Annotated in this window: 20 protein-coding genes; 13 read left to right on the top strand and 7 right to left on the bottom strand. The window is 74.2% G+C overall.

Annotation, left to right across the window (positions count from 1 at the left end; translation table 11 throughout):
* Positions 1–47: 47 nt before the first annotated feature.
* Entirely contained in the window at positions 48–1,205 is a 1,158-nt protein-coding gene (gene proB, locus ABZ570_RS14920) for a glutamate 5-kinase (RefSeq protein ID WP_358062557.1), read from the bottom strand.
* 13 nt (positions 1,206–1,218) lie between these two features.
* On the opposite strand from proB, the gene ABZ570_RS14915 reads away from it, so the two are divergent.
* A complete protein-coding gene (locus ABZ570_RS14915) occupies positions 1,219–1,533 on the top strand; it encodes an MGMT family protein (RefSeq protein WP_358062512.1) in 315 nt (104 codons plus the stop codon).
* 113 nt (positions 1,534–1,646) lie between these two features.
* On the opposite strand, the gene ABZ570_RS14910 is transcribed toward ABZ570_RS14915, so the two are convergent.
* The 3 genes from ABZ570_RS14910 to ABZ570_RS14900 form a co-directional block, all read right to left on the bottom strand.
* The gene (locus ABZ570_RS14910) at positions 1,647–2,597 is read right to left on the bottom strand and encodes a hypothetical protein (RefSeq protein WP_358062509.1); all 951 of its coding nucleotides are present in this window, start codon (positions 2,595–2,597) and stop codon (positions 1,647–1,649) included.
* A gap of 193 nt (positions 2,598–2,790) precedes the next feature.
* Positions 2,791–4,002, bottom strand: coding sequence for a hypothetical protein (locus tag ABZ570_RS14905; RefSeq protein WP_358062506.1), 1,212 nt, complete (start codon positions 4,000–4,002; stop codon positions 2,791–2,793).
* Entirely contained in the window at positions 3,995–4,555 is a 561-nt protein-coding gene (locus tag ABZ570_RS14900; protein WP_358062503.1) for a SigE family RNA polymerase sigma factor, read from the bottom strand. Before ABZ570_RS14900 ends, ABZ570_RS14905 begins: the two co-directional genes overlap by 8 nt.
* A gap of 136 nt (positions 4,556–4,691) precedes the next feature.
* On the opposite strand from ABZ570_RS14900, the gene ABZ570_RS14895 reads away from it, so the two are divergent.
* The gene (locus ABZ570_RS14895; RefSeq protein WP_091198432.1) at positions 4,692–5,267 is read left to right on the top strand and encodes an NADH-quinone oxidoreductase subunit B; all 576 of its coding nucleotides are present in this window, start codon (positions 4,692–4,694) and stop codon (positions 5,265–5,267) included.
* 45 nt (positions 5,268–5,312) lie between these two features.
* Here the strand turns inward: ABZ570_RS14895 and ABZ570_RS14890 are convergent, their stop codons facing one another.
* A complete protein-coding gene (locus ABZ570_RS14890) occupies positions 5,313–6,359 on the bottom strand; it encodes a glucose 1-dehydrogenase (RefSeq protein ID WP_358062500.1) in 1,047 nt (348 codons plus the stop codon).
* Between the two features lie 113 nt (positions 6,360–6,472).
* On the opposite strand from ABZ570_RS14890, the gene ABZ570_RS14885 reads away from it, so the two are divergent.
* Both ABZ570_RS14885 and nuoH read left to right on the top strand, forming a co-directional pair.
* Entirely contained in the window at positions 6,473–7,237 is a 765-nt protein-coding gene (locus ABZ570_RS14885; RefSeq protein ID WP_358062497.1) for an NADH-quinone oxidoreductase subunit C, read from the top strand.
* A complete protein-coding gene (gene nuoH, locus ABZ570_RS14880) occupies positions 7,237–8,199 on the top strand; it encodes an NADH-quinone oxidoreductase subunit NuoH (RefSeq protein ID WP_358062494.1) in 963 nt (320 codons plus the stop codon). Before ABZ570_RS14885 ends, nuoH begins: the two co-directional genes overlap by 1 nt.
* 52 nt (positions 8,200–8,251) lie before the next feature.
* On the opposite strand, the gene ABZ570_RS14875 is transcribed toward nuoH, so the two are convergent.
* Complete coding sequence (locus tag ABZ570_RS14875; protein ID WP_358062491.1) at positions 8,252–9,304, bottom strand: glutathione S-transferase C-terminal domain-containing protein; 1,053 nt, start codon at positions 9,302–9,304, stop codon at positions 8,252–8,254.
* Positions 9,305–9,412: 108 nt separating this feature from the next.
* Here ABZ570_RS14875 and ABZ570_RS14870 point away from each other — a divergent pair, with 108 nt between their 5' ends.
* The 8 genes from ABZ570_RS14870 (at position 9,413) to htpX (ending at position 17,569) form a co-directional block, all read left to right on the top strand.
* Positions 9,413–9,835, top strand: coding sequence for an ester cyclase (locus tag ABZ570_RS14870; protein WP_358062489.1), 423 nt, complete (start codon positions 9,413–9,415; stop codon positions 9,833–9,835).
* 180 nt (positions 9,836–10,015) lie between these two features.
* Positions 10,016–10,588: an NADH-quinone oxidoreductase subunit I gene (locus ABZ570_RS14865; protein ID WP_358062554.1), complete on the top strand. Its 573-nt coding sequence runs from the start codon at positions 10,016–10,018 to the stop codon at positions 10,586–10,588.
* The gene (locus tag ABZ570_RS14860; protein WP_358062486.1) at positions 10,585–11,211 is read left to right on the top strand and encodes an NADH-quinone oxidoreductase subunit J; all 627 of its coding nucleotides are present in this window, start codon (positions 10,585–10,587) and stop codon (positions 11,209–11,211) included. Before ABZ570_RS14865 ends, ABZ570_RS14860 begins: the two co-directional genes overlap by 4 nt.
* Positions 11,208–11,603 (top strand): NADH-quinone oxidoreductase subunit NuoK, encoded by a 396-nt coding sequence (gene nuoK, locus ABZ570_RS14855; protein WP_358062483.1) that lies wholly within the window; start codon positions 11,208–11,210, stop codon positions 11,601–11,603. Before ABZ570_RS14860 ends, nuoK begins: the two co-directional genes overlap by 4 nt.
* The gene (locus ABZ570_RS14850) at positions 11,600–13,525 is read left to right on the top strand and encodes an NADH-quinone oxidoreductase subunit L (protein ID WP_358062480.1); all 1,926 of its coding nucleotides are present in this window, start codon (positions 11,600–11,602) and stop codon (positions 13,523–13,525) included. Before nuoK ends, ABZ570_RS14850 begins: the two co-directional genes overlap by 4 nt.
* The gene (locus ABZ570_RS14845; protein WP_358062477.1) at positions 13,522–15,033 is read left to right on the top strand and encodes an NADH-quinone oxidoreductase subunit M; all 1,512 of its coding nucleotides are present in this window, start codon (positions 13,522–13,524) and stop codon (positions 15,031–15,033) included. Before ABZ570_RS14850 ends, ABZ570_RS14845 begins: the two co-directional genes overlap by 4 nt.
* 43 nt (positions 15,034–15,076) lie before the next feature.
* A complete protein-coding gene (locus ABZ570_RS14840; protein ID WP_358062474.1) occupies positions 15,077–16,540 on the top strand; it encodes a proton-conducting transporter membrane subunit in 1,464 nt (487 codons plus the stop codon).
* Positions 16,541–16,690: 150 nt separating this feature from the next.
* Positions 16,691–17,569, top strand: coding sequence for a zinc metalloprotease HtpX (gene htpX, locus ABZ570_RS14835; protein WP_358062471.1), 879 nt, complete (start codon positions 16,691–16,693; stop codon positions 17,567–17,569).
* Positions 17,570–17,707: 138 nt separating this feature from the next.
* Here the strand turns inward: htpX and ABZ570_RS14830 are convergent, their stop codons facing one another.
* Positions 17,708–18,895, bottom strand: a complete 1,188-nt coding sequence (locus tag ABZ570_RS14830) for a hypothetical protein (protein WP_358062468.1) — start codon at positions 18,893–18,895, stop codon at positions 17,708–17,710.
* A gap of 242 nt (positions 18,896–19,137) precedes the next feature.
* Between ABZ570_RS14830 and ABZ570_RS14825 the strand changes: the two genes are divergently transcribed.
* A complete protein-coding gene (locus ABZ570_RS14825) occupies positions 19,138–20,397 on the top strand; it encodes an MFS transporter (RefSeq protein WP_358062465.1) in 1,260 nt (419 codons plus the stop codon).
* Positions 20,398–20,408 lie beyond the last annotated feature (11 nt).

The raw sequence follows: 20,408 nt of genomic DNA, 5'->3' as shown, positions 1-20,408 counted from the left end.
AGGAGGGGCCCCCTGTACAACAGAATGCGTTAACAGGGGGCCCCTGCTTACAGCAGTACGAGGTCGTCGCGGTGGACGACCTCACGTTCGTAGGCCGGGCCCAGGGCCGCGGCGAGTTCCGCGGTGGAGCGGCCGAGCAGCCCGGGCAGCTCCACCGCGTCGTAGTTGACCAACCCCCGGGCGACCGGCGCGCCCGCCGTGTCCACCAGGTCGACCGGGTCGCCGGCGGTGAACGCGCCGTCGACGGCGGTGATCCCGGCCGGGAGCAGCGACTTGCGCCGGTCCACCACGGCCTGCACCGCGCCGGGGTCGAGGTGCAGCCGACCCCGGGGTGCGGTGGCGTGTGCCAGCCAGAACAGCCGGGCGGCCGGGCGCCGGCTGCTCGGGTGGAAGAAGGTGCCGACCGTTTCCCCGCTCACCGCCGGAGCGGCCAGTGACGCGGCGGTGAGCACCACCGGGATGCCGAAGCCGGTGGCGATCCGGGCCGCCTCGACCTTGGTGACCATGCCCCCGGTGCCCACCCCGGCCCGGCCCGCGCCGCCGATGTCCACGCCGGCCAGGTCGCCCTCGCCGTGGACCTCGGTGATCCGGGTGCTGCCCGGCCGGGTCGGGTTGCCGGTCCAGAGCGCGTCCACGTCCGACAACAGCACCAGCAGGTCGGCGTCGACCAGCGCGGCGACCAGCGCGGCCAGCCGGTCGTTGTCACCGAACCGGATCTCCTGGGTGGCCACCGTGTCGTTCTCGTTGACGATAGGCACCGCCCGCAGGTCGAGCAGCTTGCGCAGGGTCCGGTACGCGTTGCGGTAGTGCGCCCGCCGGGTCACGTCGTCGACGGTGAGCAGCACCTGCCCGACGGTCAGCCCGTGCCGGGCGAAGCTGGCCGCGTACCGGCCGATGAGCAGGCCCTGCCCGACGCTGGCGGCGGCCTGCTGGGTGGCCAGGTCGCGGGGGCGCCGGGCCAGCCCGAGCGGGGCGAGGCCGGCGGCGATCGCGCCGGAGGAGACCAGCACCACCTCGCGCCCGTCGGCGGCCAGCGCGCCGAGCGTGTCGACCAGCGCGTCGACCCGGCCGTCGTCCAGGCCGCCCGCCGCCGTGGTCAGCGAGGACGATCCGATCTTGACGACGATCCGGCGGGCCGAGGTGACTGCTTCACGCACCCGACCATTCTGCGCGCCCGGGGCCGCCGGACCTCCGCGCGTTCCCATATCGTGGCCGGTCATGACGCCTGAGGAGTACGTCGAGGCGGTGCTCGACCTGGTCGAGCGGATCCCGCCGGGGCGGGTGATGTCGTACGGGGCGGTGGCCGACGCGCTCGCCGAGCGCTCGGGGCGGGCCTCGGCCCGGCTGGTCGGTTCGATCATGGCCCGGTACGGCGGTGCGGTGCCGTGGCACCGGGTGGTGAACTCGGCCGGGCGGCTGCCACCCGGGCACGAGGTGGAGGCGCGAGCCCGGCTGCGGTCCGAGGGCTGCCCGCTGCGCCCGTCCGGGGTGAACATGGCGGCGGCGGCCTGGTCGCCGGAGGAGGGGGTGTGACCGGGAGCGGCTGCTGGCGGAGTTCGCCGGGCTGCCGCAAGGCCTGACCTGGTGAGCCGGCCACATGCCGAGGGCCCGGATCCGTGGCGGTTCCGGGCCCTCGACGGTGGGGATTAGCCCGCCTCGACCGCCGTCACGGTGAACGAGGCGGTGTTGTCCGCCGGGTCGGCGTCGGCCACCACGTCACCGTCCCAGTTCGTGGAGAGCTCGAAGGTGACGCGGCCCAGGTCGCCCGGGACGGTCTCCGGCTCGGCGCGGAGCAGCACGTCGAAGTTGCGCTGCTCGCCGGCCATGAAGCGCCCGCCCGGCACCGGGAAGTTGGTGAAGAAGCTCGGCAGGTCCTGCGGGTCGGTGCCCCAGACCTGCACGCCCGCCGGCAGCGTCGCGTCGACGAAGAGGAGGTCGTGCGCGGTGTCGCCGGCCCAGGCCACGGTCACCGGCAGGCGACCCTGGTAGCTGCCGTCCGCCTGGCGTACCAGGGTGGCGGCCCCCGCCGTGCTGATCGACGCCCGGGCCTGGCTGTCCTGGACGTACGGCACGGGGTTGCGCAGCGAGCCCGTGGTGGAGCGGAAGAGGGCGGTGAAGTCCTCCGTGTCAGCGATCTCCTGGCTACCGTTGCCGGCGTTGACCGAAACCTGGCCCCCCGGCGCGACCATCGCCACGTTCCGCGGCGTGGTGAGCGCCTCGAAGGCGACCGAGAACGACCGCCGCTGGCCCGGCTTCAGGTTGGGCCCCGGCACCATGCAGTCGACGACCCGCCGATTGTCCCGCAGTCCCTGGTAGCCGCAGGCGCTCTCCGGTGACAGGTTGCCGATCGAGCCACCGACCGGCTCGACGATCGTGACGCTGAAGTAGGTCTCGGTCCGGCCGCGGTTGGTCACCGTGATCGGCAGGTTGCCCTGGTAGCCGCGCGCGGTCGGCTCGAGCACCAGCTGGCCCACCGAGACGTCGGCGGCCGGGCTGCCGCTGGCGGGCGCGGCCGCCGCGGGTGCGGCGGATGCCAGCAGCGCCATGGCCGGGCCGAGCAGGACGGCCGCCAGCCGGTGTCCGGTACGTGTGGTCATGTTGCATGTCCTCCCGTGATCCCCGTTCCCGCGACGGTCGTTCGTCGCGGTGTTCGCCGGTAGCACGTCCCGACCCGGTGATGGGTTGCGGCCCGGGATGTCAGGAACTCGACCTGCGGAGGGCTTGACAAGGGGTGCCTCCCATCCGTACACAACGGGCGGCCCGCCGCGAAGCGGGCCGCCCGAAGTGGAGTCAGCGATAGCGGTAGCGGTCCTCGTTGTTCTCCCGCGACGGATCCGACAGTGGGAAGGCCTCGGTGCCGATCGGATCGACCTCGGCGATGCCGGTGCCACTGCTGGTGTTCGAGTTGCGCAGCCCGAACCGGAAGGTGCGCGTCGCGCCCGGGCCGAGCGGGCCGAAGCGGCAGATGATGGGACCCTTCGGCGGCGGGCCGCCCTGACAGGCTGCCCAGTCACCGCCGTCCGCCGTGGTGCCAACCTGCATCCGCAGGTGCACCTCGACCAGGCTGGCCGGGACCTGGCTCAGGTTCCGGACGATCACCACGGCCGTGCCGGTTCGCGTACCGTCGGCACCCTTCGGGCCCCAGGTGATGTCGTCGGCGGTGATGGCGAGATCGACCACGTGCGGGTTCGGGCCGAAGGAGGTGGGCCCCTCGACCTGGCGGAACCGGCCCCCGGACCAGGCGTACGTCCGCCACTGCCGCTGCGGCATCCACCCCGGCGTGCCGCAGCACGCTTGGCCGTCGGCCACCCGGACCCGGATCCTCCCGTCGGCCCGCACCGAGAACTCGGTGATGTCCGGCAGTTCGTCGAACGTGCCGACGATCTGGCCCATCGGCCGGATCCGGCCGCCGACGTCCCGGTCGAAGGCGACCACCTGCTTCACCTGCGCCTCGCCGTTCCGGCAGCTGACCAGGGCGACGGTTTCGGCCCCGCCGTCCCCGTCCAGGTCGCCGTAGTCCGGATCGCCCAGCAGCACCGGTACGGAGTCCCCGATGACCCCCGGCCCCGGATCGAGCCGCACCTTGGCCGTCGTGCAGGTCTTCGGGACGTACCACGGCCAGTCCGGCAGGTCGAGACGGGCGGCGAGCAACTGGGTCCGGCTGATCCGGCCGCTCGGCGTGGCCGGGGTCGGGTCGGCCGTGCTCGGCGTCGGCGAGGCAGTGGTCGGCGTCGATGACGGAAGGGTCTGCGACGGCGTCGGCTCGATGCTCTGGGCCGGCGCGGGTGGCCGGCCGGTACGCCGCTGCAGGGCGGCGTTGGCGCCCACCGGGATCGCGACGGCGAGCACCACGGCCGCCGCGGTGACCACCGCGGTACGCCGGCGACGCTGCCGGATCGTTTCTCGTACGGCGGCCGGACCGGCCGGCCGCACCGCCGGCGAGTACGCCGCGCGAAACGCAGCGAACTCGCTGGTGACCAGGATGTCGTCGCGCTCAGTCATGGTTGTTCACCTCGTTCGTGGTGGCCAGTTCGGCGGCCAGGGCCGCCCGGCCCCGGTGCAGCCAGGACTTGACCGTGCCCTCCGGCACTCCCTCCTGCTGGGCGATCTGGGTGACGGAGAGATCCGCCAGGTAGTGCAGCACCACCGCGCGGCGCTGGCTGGTCGGCAACTGCGCCAGGGCGGCCATCAGCGCCACCCGGTCCGGGCCCGGCCCCGGCACGTGTTCCTCACGCTGGCGCCGCAGCCAGGAATGGGCGGTCCGCAACTGCCGCCAGCGGCTCGTGGCGAGGTTCCAGGCGACGTGACGGACCCAGGCCACCGGATCGTCGTACCGGGACACCCGCGACCAGCGGGCGAACGCCCGGCAGAACGCCTCCTGGACCAGGTCCTGTGCCTGCGACAGGTCCCCGCAGTACGCGGCGAGCTGGAGCGTCAGCGACCGGAAGTGCGCGTGGTAGAACCCGTCGAAGTCGATCCCGTCAGGCGGTTCCGGCGGCTCCGCCGTCCCCTCCGGTGGCGGTACACGGAGTCGCGGCTCCCTCGTCATCATCAATTGATCCTCCCCGTGTATCGGCACGTCGTGCGGCCCACGCCGGTCACACGTATCGATGACAGCATCGGTTGCGCCGGTGGCCGCCTCCGGCGCTGTGGTTGACTGTCATGTCGGGGACACACGAGGGAGGCCCGAGGTGCAGTTGCCGGCGGTGCTCGGCGAGCCGATCCGGTTCGTGCTGAACTGGGGCCGTCGCTACTCGCTCTGGGTGTTCAACTTCGGGCTGGCCTGCTGCGCCATCGAGTTCATCGCCACCAGCATGGGTCGGCACGACTTCATGCGGCTCGGGGTGATCCCGTTCGCCCACGGCCCCCGGCAGGCCGACCTCATGGTGGTCTCGGGCACGGTCACCGACAAGATGGCACCGGCGATCAAGCGGCTCTACGACCAGATGCCCGAGCCGAAGTACGTCATCTCCTTCGGCGCCTGCTCCAACTGCGGCGGCCCGTACTGGGACTCGTACTCGGTGACCAAGGGCGTCGACCAGCTGATCCCGGTCGACGTCTACGTGCCCGGCTGCCCGCCGCGGCCGGAGGCGCTGCTGCACGGCATCCTTCGCCTCCAGGAGAAGATCGCCGCCGAGGAGTCGGGGCTCGGTGGCGTGCCCCGCCCCGACCGGCTCGCCCCACCTGTCGACCCGCGGCCCGCGGAGAGCACGCCGCGCCCGGTGGAGTCCCTCACCGCGCCACCGGTACGCCCGCCGGCCGGCTGAGTCACCGCCGACGGGCGGTCGCCGGCCTGGCGTGCCCGGCCGGCCTCACCGCTCGAAGTCCAGCACCACCTTGATGTCCTGCGCCGTCGAGGTGTAGGCCTCGGCGTACGACGAGACCGGCACCCGGCGGGTGATGAGCGAGTTCAACCAGGAATGGTCGGCCCGGGCCAGCGCCTCGGCGGCCTGCTCCCAGTGCCGCCGGTTGGCGTTCACCGAGCCGAACACCACGTTGTTCTCCAGCACCAGTTCGCGGTTGAGCGCGCCCGCGTCGAAGTCGATGGTCCGGCCGCCGCTGGACACCCCGGTCAGGCAGACGATGCCGGTCGGCGCGGCCTTGTACATGGTGTCCAGCACCACGGCCGGCGCGCCGGTGCACTCCACCACCACGTCCGGCGCGAAGTCCAGCTCGCTCACCCTCGAGGTGTGGTACGTCGCGCCGAGCGCCCGGACCAGTTCCGGTTTCGGCCCGGTGGTGGCCCGGTCCAGCACGTGCACGGACAGCTCGCGTTGGCTGGCCAGCAGCGCGGCCAGCAGGCCGATCGGGCCGGCCCCGGTCACCAGCACGCTCTGCGGCTTCCACCTGGCCCGGGAGCCGATCCGTTCGATGTGGTCCCACGCCTTGGCCACCACGCTGGTCGGCTCGAGCAGCATCCCGACCGGGGCGAGCGCCGGGTCCAGGCCGACGGCGAACTTCGGCTGCACCCGCCAGCGGTCCCGGGCGAAGCCGGGCAACGCCTTGATGCCGTGCTCGGTGTACCCGCCGTTGCGGCACATGTCCCACTCGTCGACCGCGCAGTTCGGGCAGGGCACCGGATCCGGATGCCGGACGATGCCGGCCACCAGGTCGCCGGGTTGCAGGGTGCCGGTGGGGTCCTCCAGCACCCGGCCCAGCGACTCGTGCCCGAGCACGAGCTGTTCCTGGCCGGGCGGCGCCTCGCCGTAGGCGCCGGAGACAATCTCGTGGTCGGTCCCGCAGATCCCCACCGCGAGCGCCTCCACCAGGATCGCGCCCTCCTCCGCGGCCGGCTCGGGCCAGTCCTCGATCAGCCGTAGCGAGTCGGGGACCCCGGGAGTCACAGTCACAGCGCGCACGCTGCTCATCTTTCCCCGCCGGCCGGTCGTCCGCGCGGTAAAGCGACGGATCCCGGGTTCGGAGCGCGGGCGGCCCGACGCGGGTGGGGGCCGGCCGCCATAGGATCAGCGGCATGACTCCGGACGAGATCGGCCAGCGGTTGCTCGCGCTGCTCGCGCCCGTGGAGGCCACCGCGTCGGTGTCCGGCGGTCAGCGGCACGCCCGCGCCACGGTCGACGTACCCGCGACGGGCTGGCGGGACGCGGTGCGCGCGGCCCGCGACGACGCCGAGCTGCGCTGCGACTTCTTCGACTGGCTGTCGGCGGTCGACGAGCTGGCCGAGGGCTTCGACGTGGTGGCCCACCTCTGGTCGACGCGGCACCGGCACGGGGTGCTGCTGCGCACCCGGGTGCCCCGCGAGGCGCCGGTCGTGGCGTCCGTGGTCGACCTCTTCCCCGGCGCGGCGTGGCACGAGCGGGAGACGCACGAGATGTTCGGCGTCGCCTTCGACGGGCACGGCGAGCTGCGCCCGCTGCTGCTGCCGCCCGAGTTCGAGGGGCACCCGCTGCGCAAGGAGTTCGTGCTCGCGTCCCGGGTGGCCAAGCCCTGGCCGGGCGCGAAGGAGCCGGGCGAGTCCGAGGCCGGCGGCGGCCGCCGGCCGATGCGGCCGCCGGGCGTACCGGCGCCGGGGGAGTGGGGGACGACGCCCACGCCCGCCGGCGCGGCCGGAGCGGGCGAGGGCCCCCGCGGGGGTACGCCGGCCCGCCCGGCCCGGGAACGCCCCGCGCGCCCCGCCCCGGCCGCGCGCCCGCCCCGGCCGCTGCCCGGCGAGCGGCCGACCGGCCCGCCCCGGCAGGAGCCCGCCGCCCAACCCGGGCCCGAGGAGGAGAGCGGTTGATGCCCGACTGGTTGGAGCTGGTCCTGCGGGTGGTGGGCGTGCTGGTCGCGTTCCTCGTCCTGCCGTTGGTCGTCGGGCAGACCGAGCACAAGGTCATGGCGCACATGCAGGGGCGGCTCGGCCCGATGTACGCGGGCGGCTTCCACGGCTGGGCGCAGCTGGTCGCCGACGGGCTCAAGTTCGTGCAGAAGGAGGACGTCACCCCGCGGGACGCCGACCGGCCGGTGTTCCGGCTGGCGCCCGTGGTGGCGCTGGTGCCCTACCTGCTCGCCCTGCTGGTGATCCCGCTCGGCCCGGGCGACCTGGTCGGGCAGCCGCTGGACATCGGCCTGTTCTTCGTGCTGGCCGTGGTCGGCATCGGGGTGCTGGCGGTGCTGATGTCGGCCTGGGCCTCGGCCAACAAGTACAGCCTGCTGGGCGGGCTGCGCGGCGCCGCCCAGCTGCTCGGCTACGAGCTGCCGCTGGTGCTGGCCGCCGCGTCGGTGGCGATGGCGGCCGGGACGCTCAGCCTGCCCGGGATCGTCGAGGCGTGGCGGCCGTGGTGGCTGCTCTGGCAGGCGCCCGCGATGTTGATCTTCTTCGTCGCCGGGTTGGCCGAGATCCGCCGGCCCCCGTTCGACATGCCGGTGGCCGACTCCGAGCTGGTCTTCGGCTACCTGACCGAGTACACCGGCCTGCGGTTCGCGTTCTTCCTGCTCGCCGAGTACGTCGGCATCGTGGTGATCGCCGCGCTCACCACCGTGCTCTTCCTCGGCGGCTGGCACGGCCCGTTCGCGGACGCCCAGCTCGGCTGGCTCTGGACGCTGCTCAAGGTCTTCGCCGTCGCGTTCGTGATCATCTGGCTCCGGGTGAGCTACCCGCGCCTGCGCGAGGACCAGCTCCAGCGCCTCTGCTGGCTGGTGCTGGTCCCGCTGGCCCTCGCTCAGCTCGTCCTGACGGCCGCCGTCCGCCTTGCGCTGTAAGGAAGGGCCCCTTCTTAACGCCTTCGGTAGAGAAGGGAACCCTTCTTGACATTCAGCCGATGCGCAGCGGCGTGTGGGTGGGGGCGACGCGCTCGGCGGGTGGCGGGGGTGGGGGCGGGGTGCCGTCGCCGAAGGGGCGGCCGCCCAGAGCCTCCCGGCCGTGCGGGGTGAGCCAGTTCGACAGGTCGGGGCCGAGCGGCACCACACCCGTCGGGTTGATGTCCCGGTGCACCTCGTAGTAGTGCCGCTTGATCTGGTCGAAGTCGACCGTGTCACCGAAGCCGGGGGTCTGGAACAGATCCCGGGCGTACGCCCAGAGCACCGGCATCTCGGTGAGCTTCTCCCGGTTGCACTTGAAGTGCCCGTGATAGACCGGGTCGAAGCGGACCAGGGTGGTGAACAGCCGCACGTCCGCCTCGGTGATCGTGTCGCCGACCAGGTAGCGCTGCCCGGCCAGCCGCTCGCTGAGCCAGTCCAGCCGGTCGAAGAGCCGGCGGTACGCCTTCTCGTACGCCTCCTGGCTGCCGGCGAAGCCGCACCGGTAGACGCCGTTGTTGACGTCCTTGAACACCAGGGCGTTGACCTCGTCGATCTCGTCCCGCAGCCGCTCCGGGTACAGCTCCGGCGCCCCCTCGCGGTGGTACGCCGTCCACTCCGTGGACAGGTCCAGGCCCATCTGCGCGTAGTCGTTGGTGACCACCTGGCCGGTCGGCACGTCCACGATCGCCGGCACGGTGATGCCCCGGTCGTACCCGGGGAAACGCTTGAAGTACGCGTCGGCCAGCCGCTCGATGCCGAGCACCGGGTCCCGCCCGCCCGGGTCGAGATCGAACGTCCAGCTGCGTTTGTCGTGGGTCGGGCCGGCCACCGCCATCGAGATGGCGTCCTCCAGCCCGAGCAGCCGGCGGGCGATGATCAGCCGGCTCGCCCATGGGCAGGCCCGGCTCACCGCGAGTCGGTACCGGCCGGGCTCCACCGGCCAGCCGTCCCGCCCGTCCGCGGTGATCCGGGTGGCGATGTAGCGCTGGTCCCGGGTGAACTCGCCGCCCGGCTCGACGTACTTCCCGCCGGTACGCTCCAGGATCTCGTCGCTGCTCTCGGTCATTGCGCCACCTCGCTCACGGTGCCTCCGGTCGCTCTCGTCCTGTCCCAATCATGGTCCCTGCGGGTCGATGCGGCAGGCCCCCACCGGAGGCGGGGCTAGGCTGCCGCGGTGACTGATGTGGAGGCCGCGGCCCGACGTTTCATCGCCGACGTGTGGAACGCGACCCGTGAGGAGACCGCGTACGAGCTGATCGCCGAGGACTGTCCTGGGCTGGGCGGGACCGGTCCGGCGGCGACCCTGGCCTGGCACCGGGACCGGCGGGCGGCCTTCCCGGACCTGCGCTACAAGATTGTGGACGTGGTGGCCGCGGGGGACCGGGTGGCCGTGCACTGGCGGGCCGCCGGCACCCAGGCCGGGCGGTTCGGCCCGGTGCCGCCGACCGGCCGGGTGGTCAGCTACTCCGGGGCCACCTTCCTGCGGTTCGACGACAGCGGCCGGATCGTGGACGTGTGGAGCGTCAACGAGCTGTTCCAGGTCCTCCAGCAACTCGGCGTCGAGATGATCCCGCCGGTCACCGGCGGTGGGGCGTGACCCGGCCGGCCGACAGGTCTACCGGGAAGGGGTCTTCCGGCGCGTCGTTCTCCCCGGTGCCACCGGACCGCCGCGAACAGCCGGGTGGTGGTCGCGCGCGTCGGGGGCACAGGGCAGGATGGGCGGCATGAGCGAGCGCAGCGAGGCGACGGCGTGAGCGAGCGCGGCGAGCGAGGCGGGATGCCCGGCGGGGGGCTGGTGAAGGGGCTGGCGGTCACGCTGAAGACGATGACCCGCCGTTCGACCACTCAGCAGTACCCGGACGTGGCCCCCGAGCTGCCACCCCGTTCGCGCGGAGTGATCGCGCTGCTGGCGGAGAACTGCACGGTCTGCATGCTCTGCGCCCGGGAGTGCCCGGACTGGTGCATCTACATCGACTCGCACAAGGAAGAGGTGGTGGTGCCGGGCGCCGCCCGCCCCCGCCAGCGTAACGTGCTCGACCGCTTCGACATCGACTTCTCGCTCTGCATGTACTGCGGCATCTGCGTCGAGGTCTGCCCGTTCGACGCACTCTACTGGTCGCCGGAGTTCGAGTACGCCGAGTACGACATCAAGGACCTGCTGCACGACAAGGACCACCTCGGCGAGTGGATGGTCACCGTCCCGCCGCCGCCGGCCCACGACCCGCAGGGCGACCCGTCCAAGGAGGAGACCACCGCCGCCCGCAAGGCCGCGACCGCCACCGCGCGTCCGGCCCCGTCCCGGGTACGCCCCGAGCCCGGCACCGAGCAGGGCGGAGGCACATCCTCGTGACCGGCGCGGACGTGCTGCTGCTCGCCCTCGGCGCGGTGGCGGTGGGTGCCGGCGCGCTGGTGGTGGGCACCCGGCACCTGGTCCGGGCCGGCCTCTGGCTGGTCGTCTGCCTGGGGGCGCTGGCCGGCGACTACCTGGTGCTCACCGCGGAGCTGGTGGCCTGGGTGCAGGTGCTGATCTACGTCGGCGCGGTGGTGGTGCTGCTGCTGTTCGCGGTGATGCTGACCCGGGCCCCGATCGGCGCGTCGGACGACCTCGACCGGCCCGGCTGGCCGGCCGCGCTGATCGGCGGCGGGAGCGGGTTGGGGCTGGCGGTGCTGCTGGTCGACGCGTTCCGCTGGTCGCGGGTCGAGCTGCCCGCGGCGGGCACCGCCGACCGCCTGGGCGAGCAGGTCTTCCGCTCCTGGGTGCTGCCGTTCGAGGTGCTGTCGGTGCTGCTCCTGGCCGCGCTGGTCGGCGCGATCGTGCTCTCCCGCACCGACATCGGCCGGCCTGCCGCCCCGGCGGCCGGCCCGCCCGCCGGTCGGGACCGCCCGCCGGGCGGGCCATCGCCGGACGCCGCACCCGGCCCGGGCCGACCCGGGCCGACCGTCGCGGTCGCCGACGAGGGCAGGCCCGCGTGAGGCCGGTCGTCCCGTACGTCACCGCCGCGCTGCTGTTCGGCCTCGGCGTCTACGGCGTGCTGCGGCGCCGCAACGCCGTCCTCGTGCTGATGGCCGTCGAGCTGATGCTGAACGCGGTGAACCTGATCCTGGTCACCGCCGACACCACCGTTCGGGCCCAGTTGCCGCACTCCGGCCAGGTCTTCGCGCTCTTCGTGATCGTGCTCGCCGCCGCTGAGATCGGCGTCGGGCTGGCCATCGTGCTCCAGCTCTACCGGCTGCGGGCCAGTGTGGCGGTGGACGACGTGCCGCTGACCGAGCCGCCGGTGCCCGCGCCGGTCGGCGGGTCGGGCGTGGCCGGGGACGCGGGCAGCGGGGACGCGCCGTCGACCGGGCCGGAGGTGGCGAGGTGACCGGACTGCTCGCGGTGGCGCTGCCGGGCGTACCCCTGCTCGTGGGTCTGGTCGGCCTGCTGTTGCCGCCGTCGCCGCGCGGCGCGGCGACCGGCGAGGACCCGGCGCGGCGGGCGGCGATCGCGCTCGGCGTGGCCGGCGCGGCCGTGGCGCTGCTCGCGGCGGTGGCGCTGCTGGTCCGGGTGGGCCACCCGGTCGAGGCCGCCACCACCTGGATCGACTTCGGCGGGCTCACGGTGACCCTCGGCTACCGGCTGGACGGGGTGGCGGTGCTGGTCGCCACGGCGGTGGCCGCGGTGGCCCTGGCGGTGCAGGTCTACTCGATCGGCTACCTGAGGCGCGGCCCGCACGACGACGTCGAGGTGGATCACCGCTACCCGCCGTACGCGGCGCAGATCAGCCTCTTCACCGCCGCGATGCTGACCGTGGTGGTCTCCGGCGACCTGATCCTGCTGCTGGTCGGCTGGGAGGTGATGGGCCTCTGCTCGTACCTGCTCATCGCCCACGACCGGCGGCTGCCCGAGGCGCCGGCCGCCGCGATGAAGGCGTTCCTGGTGACCCGCGTCGGTGACGTCGGCTTCCTGCTCGGCATCGCGCTGCTCGGCGTGGGCGCCGGCAGCTTCCGGATCGCCGACGTGCTCGACCACCGCTACTCCACCGGCACCCTCACCGCCGCCTGCCTGCTGCTGCTCGCCGGGGTGGCCGGCAAGAGCGCCCAGTTCCCGCTGCACACCTGGCTGCCGGACGCGATGGCCGGTCCCACGCCCATCTCCGCGCTGATCCACGCCGCCACCATGGTCGCCGCCGGGGTGTACGCCGTGGCCCGGCTCTTCCCGCTGTTCGCCCAGGCCCCGGTCGCCCTCGCGGTGCTCGGGGTGATGGCCGCCGTCACCCTGCTGCTGGGCGCGTTGGCCGCCACCGCACAGGACGACATCAAGCGGGTGCTGGCCTGGTCGACGGTCTCCCAGATCGGCTACATGACCGGGGCCCTCGCCGTCGGCGCGCCCGCGGCGGCGCTGTTCCACCTGCTCACCCACGCCGCGTTCAAGGCGCTGCTCTTCCTCGCCGCCGGCGCGGTGATCCACGCCGTCGGCACCACCCTGATGTCGCGGATGGGCGGCCTGCGGAGGGCCATGCCGGTGACCTTCTGGAGCATGCTGGTCGGTCTCGGCGCGCTCGCCGGGGTGCCCCCGCTGTCCGGCTTCTGGAGCAAGGACGGCGTGCTCGCCGCCGCCGAGGCCGCCGCGCTGGAGGGCAGCGGCCCCGGCTACGCCTGGGTGGGCTGGCTGGTCTGGCTGGCCGGCCTGCTCGGTGTCGTGGTCACCGCCGGGTACGCCACGCGCCTGCTGCTGCGTACCTTCCTCGGGGCGACCCGGATCCCCCTCGCCCACCCCCACGACCCGCCGGCGCTGCTGCGCTGGCCGGTGCTGCTGCTCGCGGTCCCGGCCGCGCTGCTCGGCCTCGCCGCCTTCGGGCCGTGGTTCGCCGACCGTCTCCGCGTGCCGGCCGACGCCACCGGCGAGGCCGTCGAACTGGTCCATCTCGCGCCGAACCTGCTCCTCCCGTTCGTGCTGCTGCTGGTCGGGGCGGGCGTCGCCTGGGCCGGCTGGCGCCGTGACCCGGCCGCCGACCCGGCCCGTTTCCTGGGCCCGCTGCGGCCGGTCCTCGCCCGGGCGTTCCGGCTCGACGACGTCCAGCACGCCCTCGTGGTACGCCCGACGATCGCCCTCGCCGAGGCCGTGCGGGCCGGCGACGAGCGGGGGGTGGACGGCCTGGTGGAGGGGAGTGGCCGCGCCGCCGTGGGGCTCGGCGGCGGGCTGGCCACGCTGCACCGCGGGGCCCTGCCCCGCGCCGCGGCCGGCGTGCTGGCCGGTGCCCTGCTGATCGGCCTCGCGGTCGCCCTGATCGGAGTGACCTCATGACCTTCGGGCAGTTCCTGCTGGTCGCGGTGCTCGCCGTGCCCGCCGTGGGCGCGGTCGCGGTGGCCGCCACCCCCGGCGACCGGGCGGGCCGCCTGGTGGGTACGGTCGCCGCCGCGTTGGCCCTGCTCGCCGCCCTGCCGCTGGTCGGTGGCGGCGACGACCGTGGCTGGTTCCACTACGGACCGATGCCCGCCGTGCTCCCCTGGCACGAGGTCGACCTGCCCTGGGTGCCCGGGCTGGACCTGCGCTTCCACCTCGGGGTGGACGGCATCTCCTGGCCGCTGGTGGTGCTCACCGCCCTGCTCACCCTGCTGTGCTGCGGGTACACGCTGTGGCGGGTGCCGGAGGGGGGTGGCAGCGGCCGGACCCTGGTCGCGCTGCTGCTGGTGGTCGAGGTGGGCATCCTCGGCACCTTCCTCGCCCTCGACCTGGTGCTCTTCTTCCTCTTCTTCGAGGTCGTCCTGCTCCCGATGTACGCGGTCATCGCCGGCTGGGGCGGCGACGACCGGCGGCGGGCGGCCCGCAAGTTCGTCCTCTACACCCTCTTCGGCTCGGTGCTGCTGCTGGTCGGCGTCTACGTGGTGGTGGCCGCCGCCGGCACCGCCGACCTGGTCACGCTGACCGGCGGCACCGGGCTTTCCCGGGGCACCCAGCTCGCCGCGTTCACCCTGTTGGCGCTCGCGTTCGCGGTGAAGAGCCCGCTCTGGCCGCTGCACTCCTGGCTACCCGACGCGCACACCCAGGCCCCCACCGTCGGCAGTGTGATCCTCGCCGGGGTGCTGCTGAAGATGGGCACGTACGGCCTGATCCGGGTGGCGGTCGGGGTGGCCCCGGAGGGTGCCCGTTGGGCCGCCCCGGTGCTCGGGGTGCTGGCCGTCGCGGCGATCCTGGTCGGCGGGTTGGTCTGCCTCGCGCAGGACGAGCTGAAGCGGCTCATCGCCTACTCCAGCGTGGGGCACATGGGCTTCGTGCTGCTCGGGGTGGCCACGCTCACCGCCACCGGCCTGCAGGCCGCGCTGATCGGCAACATCGCGCACGGCGTGATCACCGGGCTGCTCTTCTTCCTCGCCGGGGCGATCAAGGACCGTACCCGCACCGGCGCACTCGCCGAGCTGTCCGGGTTGCGGGAGACCGCGCCCCGGCTGGCCGGGCTGCTCGGCTTCGCGGCGGTCGCCTCGCTGGGGCTGCCCGGGCTGGCCGGCTTCTGGGGCGAGGCGTTCGCCGTGGTCGCCGCCGTACGGCGGGGCGGTGGGCTGTGGACCACCCTCGCGGTGCTGGCCGCGCTGGGCGGGGCGCTGGCCGCCGCGTACCTCCTGCGGCTGCTGCGCCGGGTCACGCACGGCCGGCCCAGCCCGGCGGTCGGGCGGGTCGCGCCGGGGCTGGCCGGGGCGGAGCTGGCCGCCTGGGCGCCGCTGGTGCTGCTCGCCCTCGCCGTCGGCCTGGCCCCGACCCTCGTCCTGTCGTACGCCTCCGGCCCGGTCGACGCCCTGCTGGGAGTCTTCAGATGAGCGAGCGTCAGCGAGCGAATCGTCAACGCAGCGAGGGGCCGGCATGAGCCTGGTGCAGAGCGTGGACCATGTGGCGCTGCTGCCGGCGTACCTGGCCGCCGGCACGGCCGTACTCGTGCTCCTGGCCGACCTGCTGGTGGCCCGCGCCGCCGCCACCGTGGCCGTGGCCGCGACCGGCGCGGCGGCCACCGCGCTCGGCTCGGCGCTGGCCGGTACGGGCGGCGAGCGGCGCACCTTCTGCGTCGGCGTCGACTGCTCGTACGTCTTCGGTGGCCGGGCCGCCCTGGTCGGAGCGGTCTTCGCCCTGCTCACCCTCGGGGTGCTGGCGCTGTCGGGCCCGCTGCTGCGGGCCGGCCGGACCCCGGTGGGGGAGTACTGCTTCCTGCTCGCCTGCGCGATGACCGGCGGCGTGGTGCTCGGCGCGGCCGGGGACCTGATCACCCTGGTCGTGGCGCTGGAGACGCTCACCCTGCCGCTCTATGTGCTGGTCGGGCTGCGCCGGGGCAGCCTGGCCGGGGCCGAGGCGGCGGTCACCTTCTTCGTGGTGAGCGTGGTGGCCACCACGCTCACCCTGCTCGGCGCGGCGCTGCTCTACGCGGTGACCGGCGTCCTGCACCTGGACCGGCTCGGCGCCACCCTCGCCGCCGAGGCGGCTGTGCGTGACCTGCCGCTCACCACGGTCGCCGTGGCGCTGGTGGTGGCCGGGCTGGCGTTCAAGGTCGCCGCCGTGCCGTTCCACGCCTGGGCGCCGGCCACGTACGACGGCGCGCCGCTGCCGGTGGCCGCGTACCTGTCGACCGCGTCGAAGCTGGGCGGGGTGGTGGCCCTGCTCGCGGTGGTGCAGCGGGCGCTGCCGGCCACCGCGACCGGGCCGGTGCTGGCCGGGCTCGCCGTGCTCACCATGACCGTCGGCAACCTGGTGGCCCTGCGGCAACGGCGTACCGTCCGGCTGCTCGCCTGGTCCTCGGTGGCCCAGGCCGGCTACATCCTCGCCCCGCTGGGTGCGCTCGCGCTGGCCGCCGGCCGTACCCCGGACGCCCGGGCCGGGGCGTACGCGGCGGCCGTCGCGTACGCCGTCTTCTTCGTGCTGCTGGAGCTGGCCGCCTTCGCCGCGCTGGTGGCGCTGCGTCCGGCGGACGGTGACGGCGGCACGCTGGCCGACCTGCGCGGCGCGGCTCGCCGGCACCCGTGGGTGGGCGGCACGTTCGCGCTCGCGCTGATCGGGCTGGCCGGCCTGCCGCCCGGCCTGGCCGGCCTGTTCGCCAAGGTGACCGTGGTCCGCGCGCTGCTGGCCGGGCACGCCGGCTGGCTCGCCCTCGTGGTGGCCCTGAACGCGGTGCTCGGCCTGGCCTACTACCTGCGCCTGGCCGCCACCCTCTACGCGGCACCTGGTCCGGTCACGGTCCGTCCGGCGCGGATGGTGGTCGTGGCCCTCGGGGCCGCCACCGCGCTGGCCGTGGTGGTCGGCTTCGCCCCGCAGCTCGTCCTGGAGCTGGCCGCCCGCTGAGTGGTGGTTTGTCCTTCGGTGCACGAACGGCACAGCCGGCTCACAGGAAACTCAGCCATTTTTCAGCCATGGGCAGGATGGTTGACGGGTACCGGTGTTGTTGAACCGGTCAGCGGGCCCCGTGCGGGTCCGCGCACCGAAGGAGCGATCGTGCATCACAACCGTCTGAAGACCGCAGCGCTGCTCGGCCTGTTGACCTCGCTGATCCTCGCGGTCGGCTACTGGTTCGGCGGGAGCGGCGGCCTCGTCATCGCCGTCGTCGTCTCGTTGCTGATGAACGGCGTCACCTACTTCTACTCCGACAAGCTCGCACTGCGCTCGATGGGGGCGCAACCGGTCAGCGAGGCACAGTTCCCCGAGCTGTACCGGATGGTCCGTGAGCTGTCCACCCAGGCGGGCCAGCCGATGCCCCGCCTGTACGTCAGCCCCACGTCGCAGCCCAACGCGTTCGCCACCGGGCGTAACCCGCAGCACGCGGCGGTCTGCGTCACCCAGGGCATCGTCGAGATCCTCGACTACCGCGAGCTGCGCGGGGTGATCGGGCACGAGCTGTCCCACGTCTACAACCGGGACATCCTCATCTCCAGCGTGGCGGCCGGTCTGGCCGGCATCATCACCATGCTGGCGAACCTCGCCTGGTTCATCCCGCTGGGCTCCTCCGACGACGAGGACGCCCCGAACCCGGCGGTGCTGCTGCTCACCCTGATCCTCGGCCCCATCGCGGCCACCCTGATCCAGCTGGCGATCAGCCGGAGCCGCGAGTTCCAGGCCGACCAGTCGGGCGCCGAGCTGAGCCGGGACCCGCTGGCCCTGGCCAGCGCCCTGCGGAAGATCCACATGGGTACGCAGATGCGCCCGCTGCCGCCGCAGGGTCAACTCACCAGCACCGCCCACCTGATGATCGACAACCCGTTCAAGCGGGGTGGCGGCATCGCCGCCATGTTCGCCACGCACCCGCCGATGGAGCAGCGGGTGGCGCGGCTGGAGCAGATGGCCCGCAACGCCGGCCCGGTGCAGTTCCAGCGCTGACCGTGCTCGTCTCCTCCGCCCGCGTCCGGCCCCGGACGCGGGCGGAGCCGTCTCCGGGGGGGGGCGCCCCGACCCCCGCCCTGCCGCCAGGCGGCGGCGTCTGCTCAGCGCGGCCCCCTGACCAGCGGCGGGGCCTGTTCAGTCCGCTGTCTGGGGCAGCCGGTCGGGGCGGGCGAGCAGGACCACGGCGAGCAGCGCCAGCCCGGCGGCCAGGTACGCGGCGGCGGGACCGAGCAGCATCGCGGCGCCACCGAGCAGGAAGATCCCGCAGCCGGAGACGACGATGTTGGCGGCCACCATCGTCGCCTCCACCTGCCCCATCCGCTCGCGGGGTGCCAGCCGGGCGAAGGTGGCCTGCGCCCCGATCACCCAGCCGCCCCCCGCCCCGATCAACGCGTTCGCGACCGCCAGGGCCCAGGCCGGCGCGTCGACGGCGACCAGCCCCGCGGCCAGCAGCAGCGCCCCGGCGAGCGCGGCGGCGGTCGTCACCTGCCCGGTCACCCGGGCCAGCCAGGCCCGCCGCCCGGCCAGCAGCACGAAGACGGCACCGCCCAACGCCGAGGCGGCCAGCACCACCGGACGCCACGCCCCGTGGGCCAGGTCCGGCGCCAGGGTCTCGGGGAGGGCGCCGGAGAGCACCGTGCCGAGGGTGACCAGCCCGATGCCGCGGAGCACCGGGTGGCCCGCGATGATGCGGACGCCGGCGGTCGCCGGTGGCCGGGGCCCCCGGCGTTGCTGCCGGCCGGCCGGCAGTTGGGCCAGCACGACCGCCGCGAGCAGGAACGAGACCAGGTCGACCAGGAGGGCCACCCGGGGACCCAGCGCCACCGTCACACTCGCTCCGACGAGCAGGCCGGTCACCTGGCCGACCAGGTTGGCGAAGGCGGACAGGCCGAACATGGGCAGCCGCAGCGCCGCGTCCACCGCCTCGGCGGCGACCGCCACGTTGACGCTGGAGTAGGCGGCCCGTACCGCGCCGAGCAGGCCGGCCGCGACGATCGCCGGCACCGGCCGGGGCACCGCGGTCGGGACCGCGATCAGCGCCGCGCCGGCCAGCGAGAGCCAGATCAGCATGGTGCGCCGGGCGGGCACGTCCAGCCAGCCGCTGAACACCGTGGCGACCAGCAGGGCGGGCAGCGTCCGGGCGGCGTACACGGCGGCTGGGCCGAGCACCGACCGGGTCTGGTCGTACGCGAGCAGCAGCAGGGCGGCCAGACCGACGAAATCCCCCAGCTCGGAGATCACCCGGGCGGTCACCAGCCGGGATGCGACCGGGTGGCGGAACAGGGGGCGGTAGCCCGGCGCGGGGGCGGCGGTCCCGGTCATCAGTTGGACTGGGCCCGCAACGGTGCGATCGCGGTGCCGCTCATCCGACCTCCGTACGTCGTTGTCGCGGAGCCTGGGCGGGCATGGACCCGATTCGATGAGCAACCTACCGCCTACCGTCGGGTACCGGCAGCCCCGCCTCCGGCCGCCGGTGTGAGCGAGCCGACCATCTCCGGTACGACCTGGGGCGTTAGGGTCGGAGGCGATTCCACTCGTTACCTGTTCCTCTCGGAGGTGCACCCGTGGGCGCATTGCGCCAGTATCTGGGCGTCTGGCGGATCCCCGGCGCGCCGATGCTGCTGATCCTCGGCATCATCGGCCGGCTCGGGATCGGCATGACCCCGCTGGCGCTGCTGCTCGTGGTCCAGGGGGTGACCAACCGTTACTCCCTCGCCGCGATCGCCGGTGGCATCTACGCGCTCTCCGGCGCCGCGCTCAGCCCGGTCGCCGGGCGGATCGCCGACCGGGTCGGCCCCACCCCGGTGCTGCTGGTCACCGCCGTCGCCCACCCGTTCGCCCTCTTCGGGCTGCTCTGGGCCAGCCGGTCCGGGGCCGACAACCTCGCCCTGATCTACCTGGCCGCCGGGAGCGCCGGGGCCACCTATCCGCCGCTGACCGCCGCCATCCGGGGCGCCTGGAACGACCTGACCGCCGCCGCCTCCGGCCGGGCCCACCTGCGCAACACCGCGCTCGCCGCGGAGACCTCGCTCTTCGAGGTCGTCTTCGTGCTCGGTCCGCTGCTGGTGGCCGGGTTCGTCCTGTTCGCCGATGCCGCCGCCGCGCTGGTCGGATCCGCCGTGGTCACCCTGGTGGGCACCAGCGCGGTCGCGCTCGGCCAGGTGATGCGGAACTGGCGCCCGCACCCGCACGAGGACCACGCCAAGGGGCTCGGCCCGCTGCGGGTCGGCGGTTTCCCGGCCCTGCTGCTCTGCATCGCCTGCCTCGGCATCGCGTTCGGGGCCGCCGGGGTGATCGTCCCGGCCTTCGCCGGGAACGCCACCGCCAGCGACCCCGAGAGCCTCGCCGGGGTGCTGCTCGCCGTCTGGGGCATCGGCAGCGCCGTCGGGGGCTTCTGGTTCGGCGTACGCCGGCCGGCCGCCAACATGACCCGCCAGTTCGCCTGGCTGCTCGGCGCGGTGGCGGCCAGCTTCGCCGTGTACGCGGTGATGCCGACCCCCGCGGCGCTCGGCGTGGCGCTGGTGCTCGGCGGGGCCACCATCGCTCCCGCCCTGACCCTGGAGAACACCCTGGTCGGCCGGATCGCCCCGGCCGGCATGCTCAACGAGGCGTACACCTGGGTGGTCACCATGTCGGTGGCGGCGAGCGCCGCCGGCGGCTCGGTGGCCGGGCTGATTGTCGACCACGCCGGCGGCGTGCCCTGGGCCTTCCTCTTCGCCGGGGCGGCGGTCGCCGTCGGGGCCGCGGTCGCCGCGCTGCCCGCCGGCCCCATCGCGCGCGCCGAGGCCACCGCGGTACGCCACGAACAGCCGGTCGCCGTCTGACGGCTCAGCGA

The sequence above is a fragment of the Micromonospora sp. NPDC007271 genome (assembly GCF_040634005.1).
In the GTDB taxonomy this organism is placed as follows: Bacteria; Actinomycetota; Actinomycetes; order Mycobacteriales; family Micromonosporaceae; genus Micromonospora.
The sequence above is the reverse complement of the archived record's forward strand: the minus strand, read 5'-3'. Positions and strand labels throughout refer to the sequence as shown.

Coding starts and splice junctions, on each gene's coding strand:
- proB (WP_358062557.1), bottom strand. CDS start 1,205: ATGGGAACGCGCGGAGGTCCGGCGGCCCCGGGCGCGCAGAATGGTCGG.
- ABZ570_RS14915 (WP_358062512.1), top strand. CDS start 1,219: ATGACGCCTGAGGAGTACGTCGAGGCGGTGCTCGACCTGGTCGAGCGG.
- ABZ570_RS14910 (WP_358062509.1), bottom strand. CDS start 2,597: ATGACCACACGTACCGGACACCGGCTGGCGGCCGTCCTGCTCGGCCCG.
- ABZ570_RS14905 (WP_358062506.1), bottom strand. CDS start 4,002: ATGACTGAGCGCGACGACATCCTGGTCACCAGCGAGTTCGCTGCGTTT.
- ABZ570_RS14885 (WP_358062497.1), top strand. CDS start 6,473: ATGACTCCGGACGAGATCGGCCAGCGGTTGCTCGCGCTGCTCGCGCCC.
- nuoH (WP_358062494.1), top strand. CDS start 7,237: ATGCCCGACTGGTTGGAGCTGGTCCTGCGGGTGGTGGGCGTGCTGGTC.
- ABZ570_RS14875 (WP_358062491.1), bottom strand. CDS start 9,304: ATGACCGAGAGCAGCGACGAGATCCTGGAGCGTACCGGCGGGAAGTAC.
- ABZ570_RS14865 (WP_358062554.1), top strand. CDS start 10,016: ATGCCCGGCGGGGGGCTGGTGAAGGGGCTGGCGGTCACGCTGAAGACG.
- ABZ570_RS14845 (WP_358062477.1), top strand. CDS start 13,522: ATGACCTTCGGGCAGTTCCTGCTGGTCGCGGTGCTCGCCGTGCCCGCC.
- ABZ570_RS14840 (WP_358062474.1), top strand. CDS start 15,077: ATGAGCCTGGTGCAGAGCGTGGACCATGTGGCGCTGCTGCCGGCGTAC.
- ABZ570_RS14830 (WP_358062468.1), bottom strand. CDS start 18,895: ATGACCGGGACCGCCGCCCCCGCGCCGGGCTACCGCCCCCTGTTCCGC.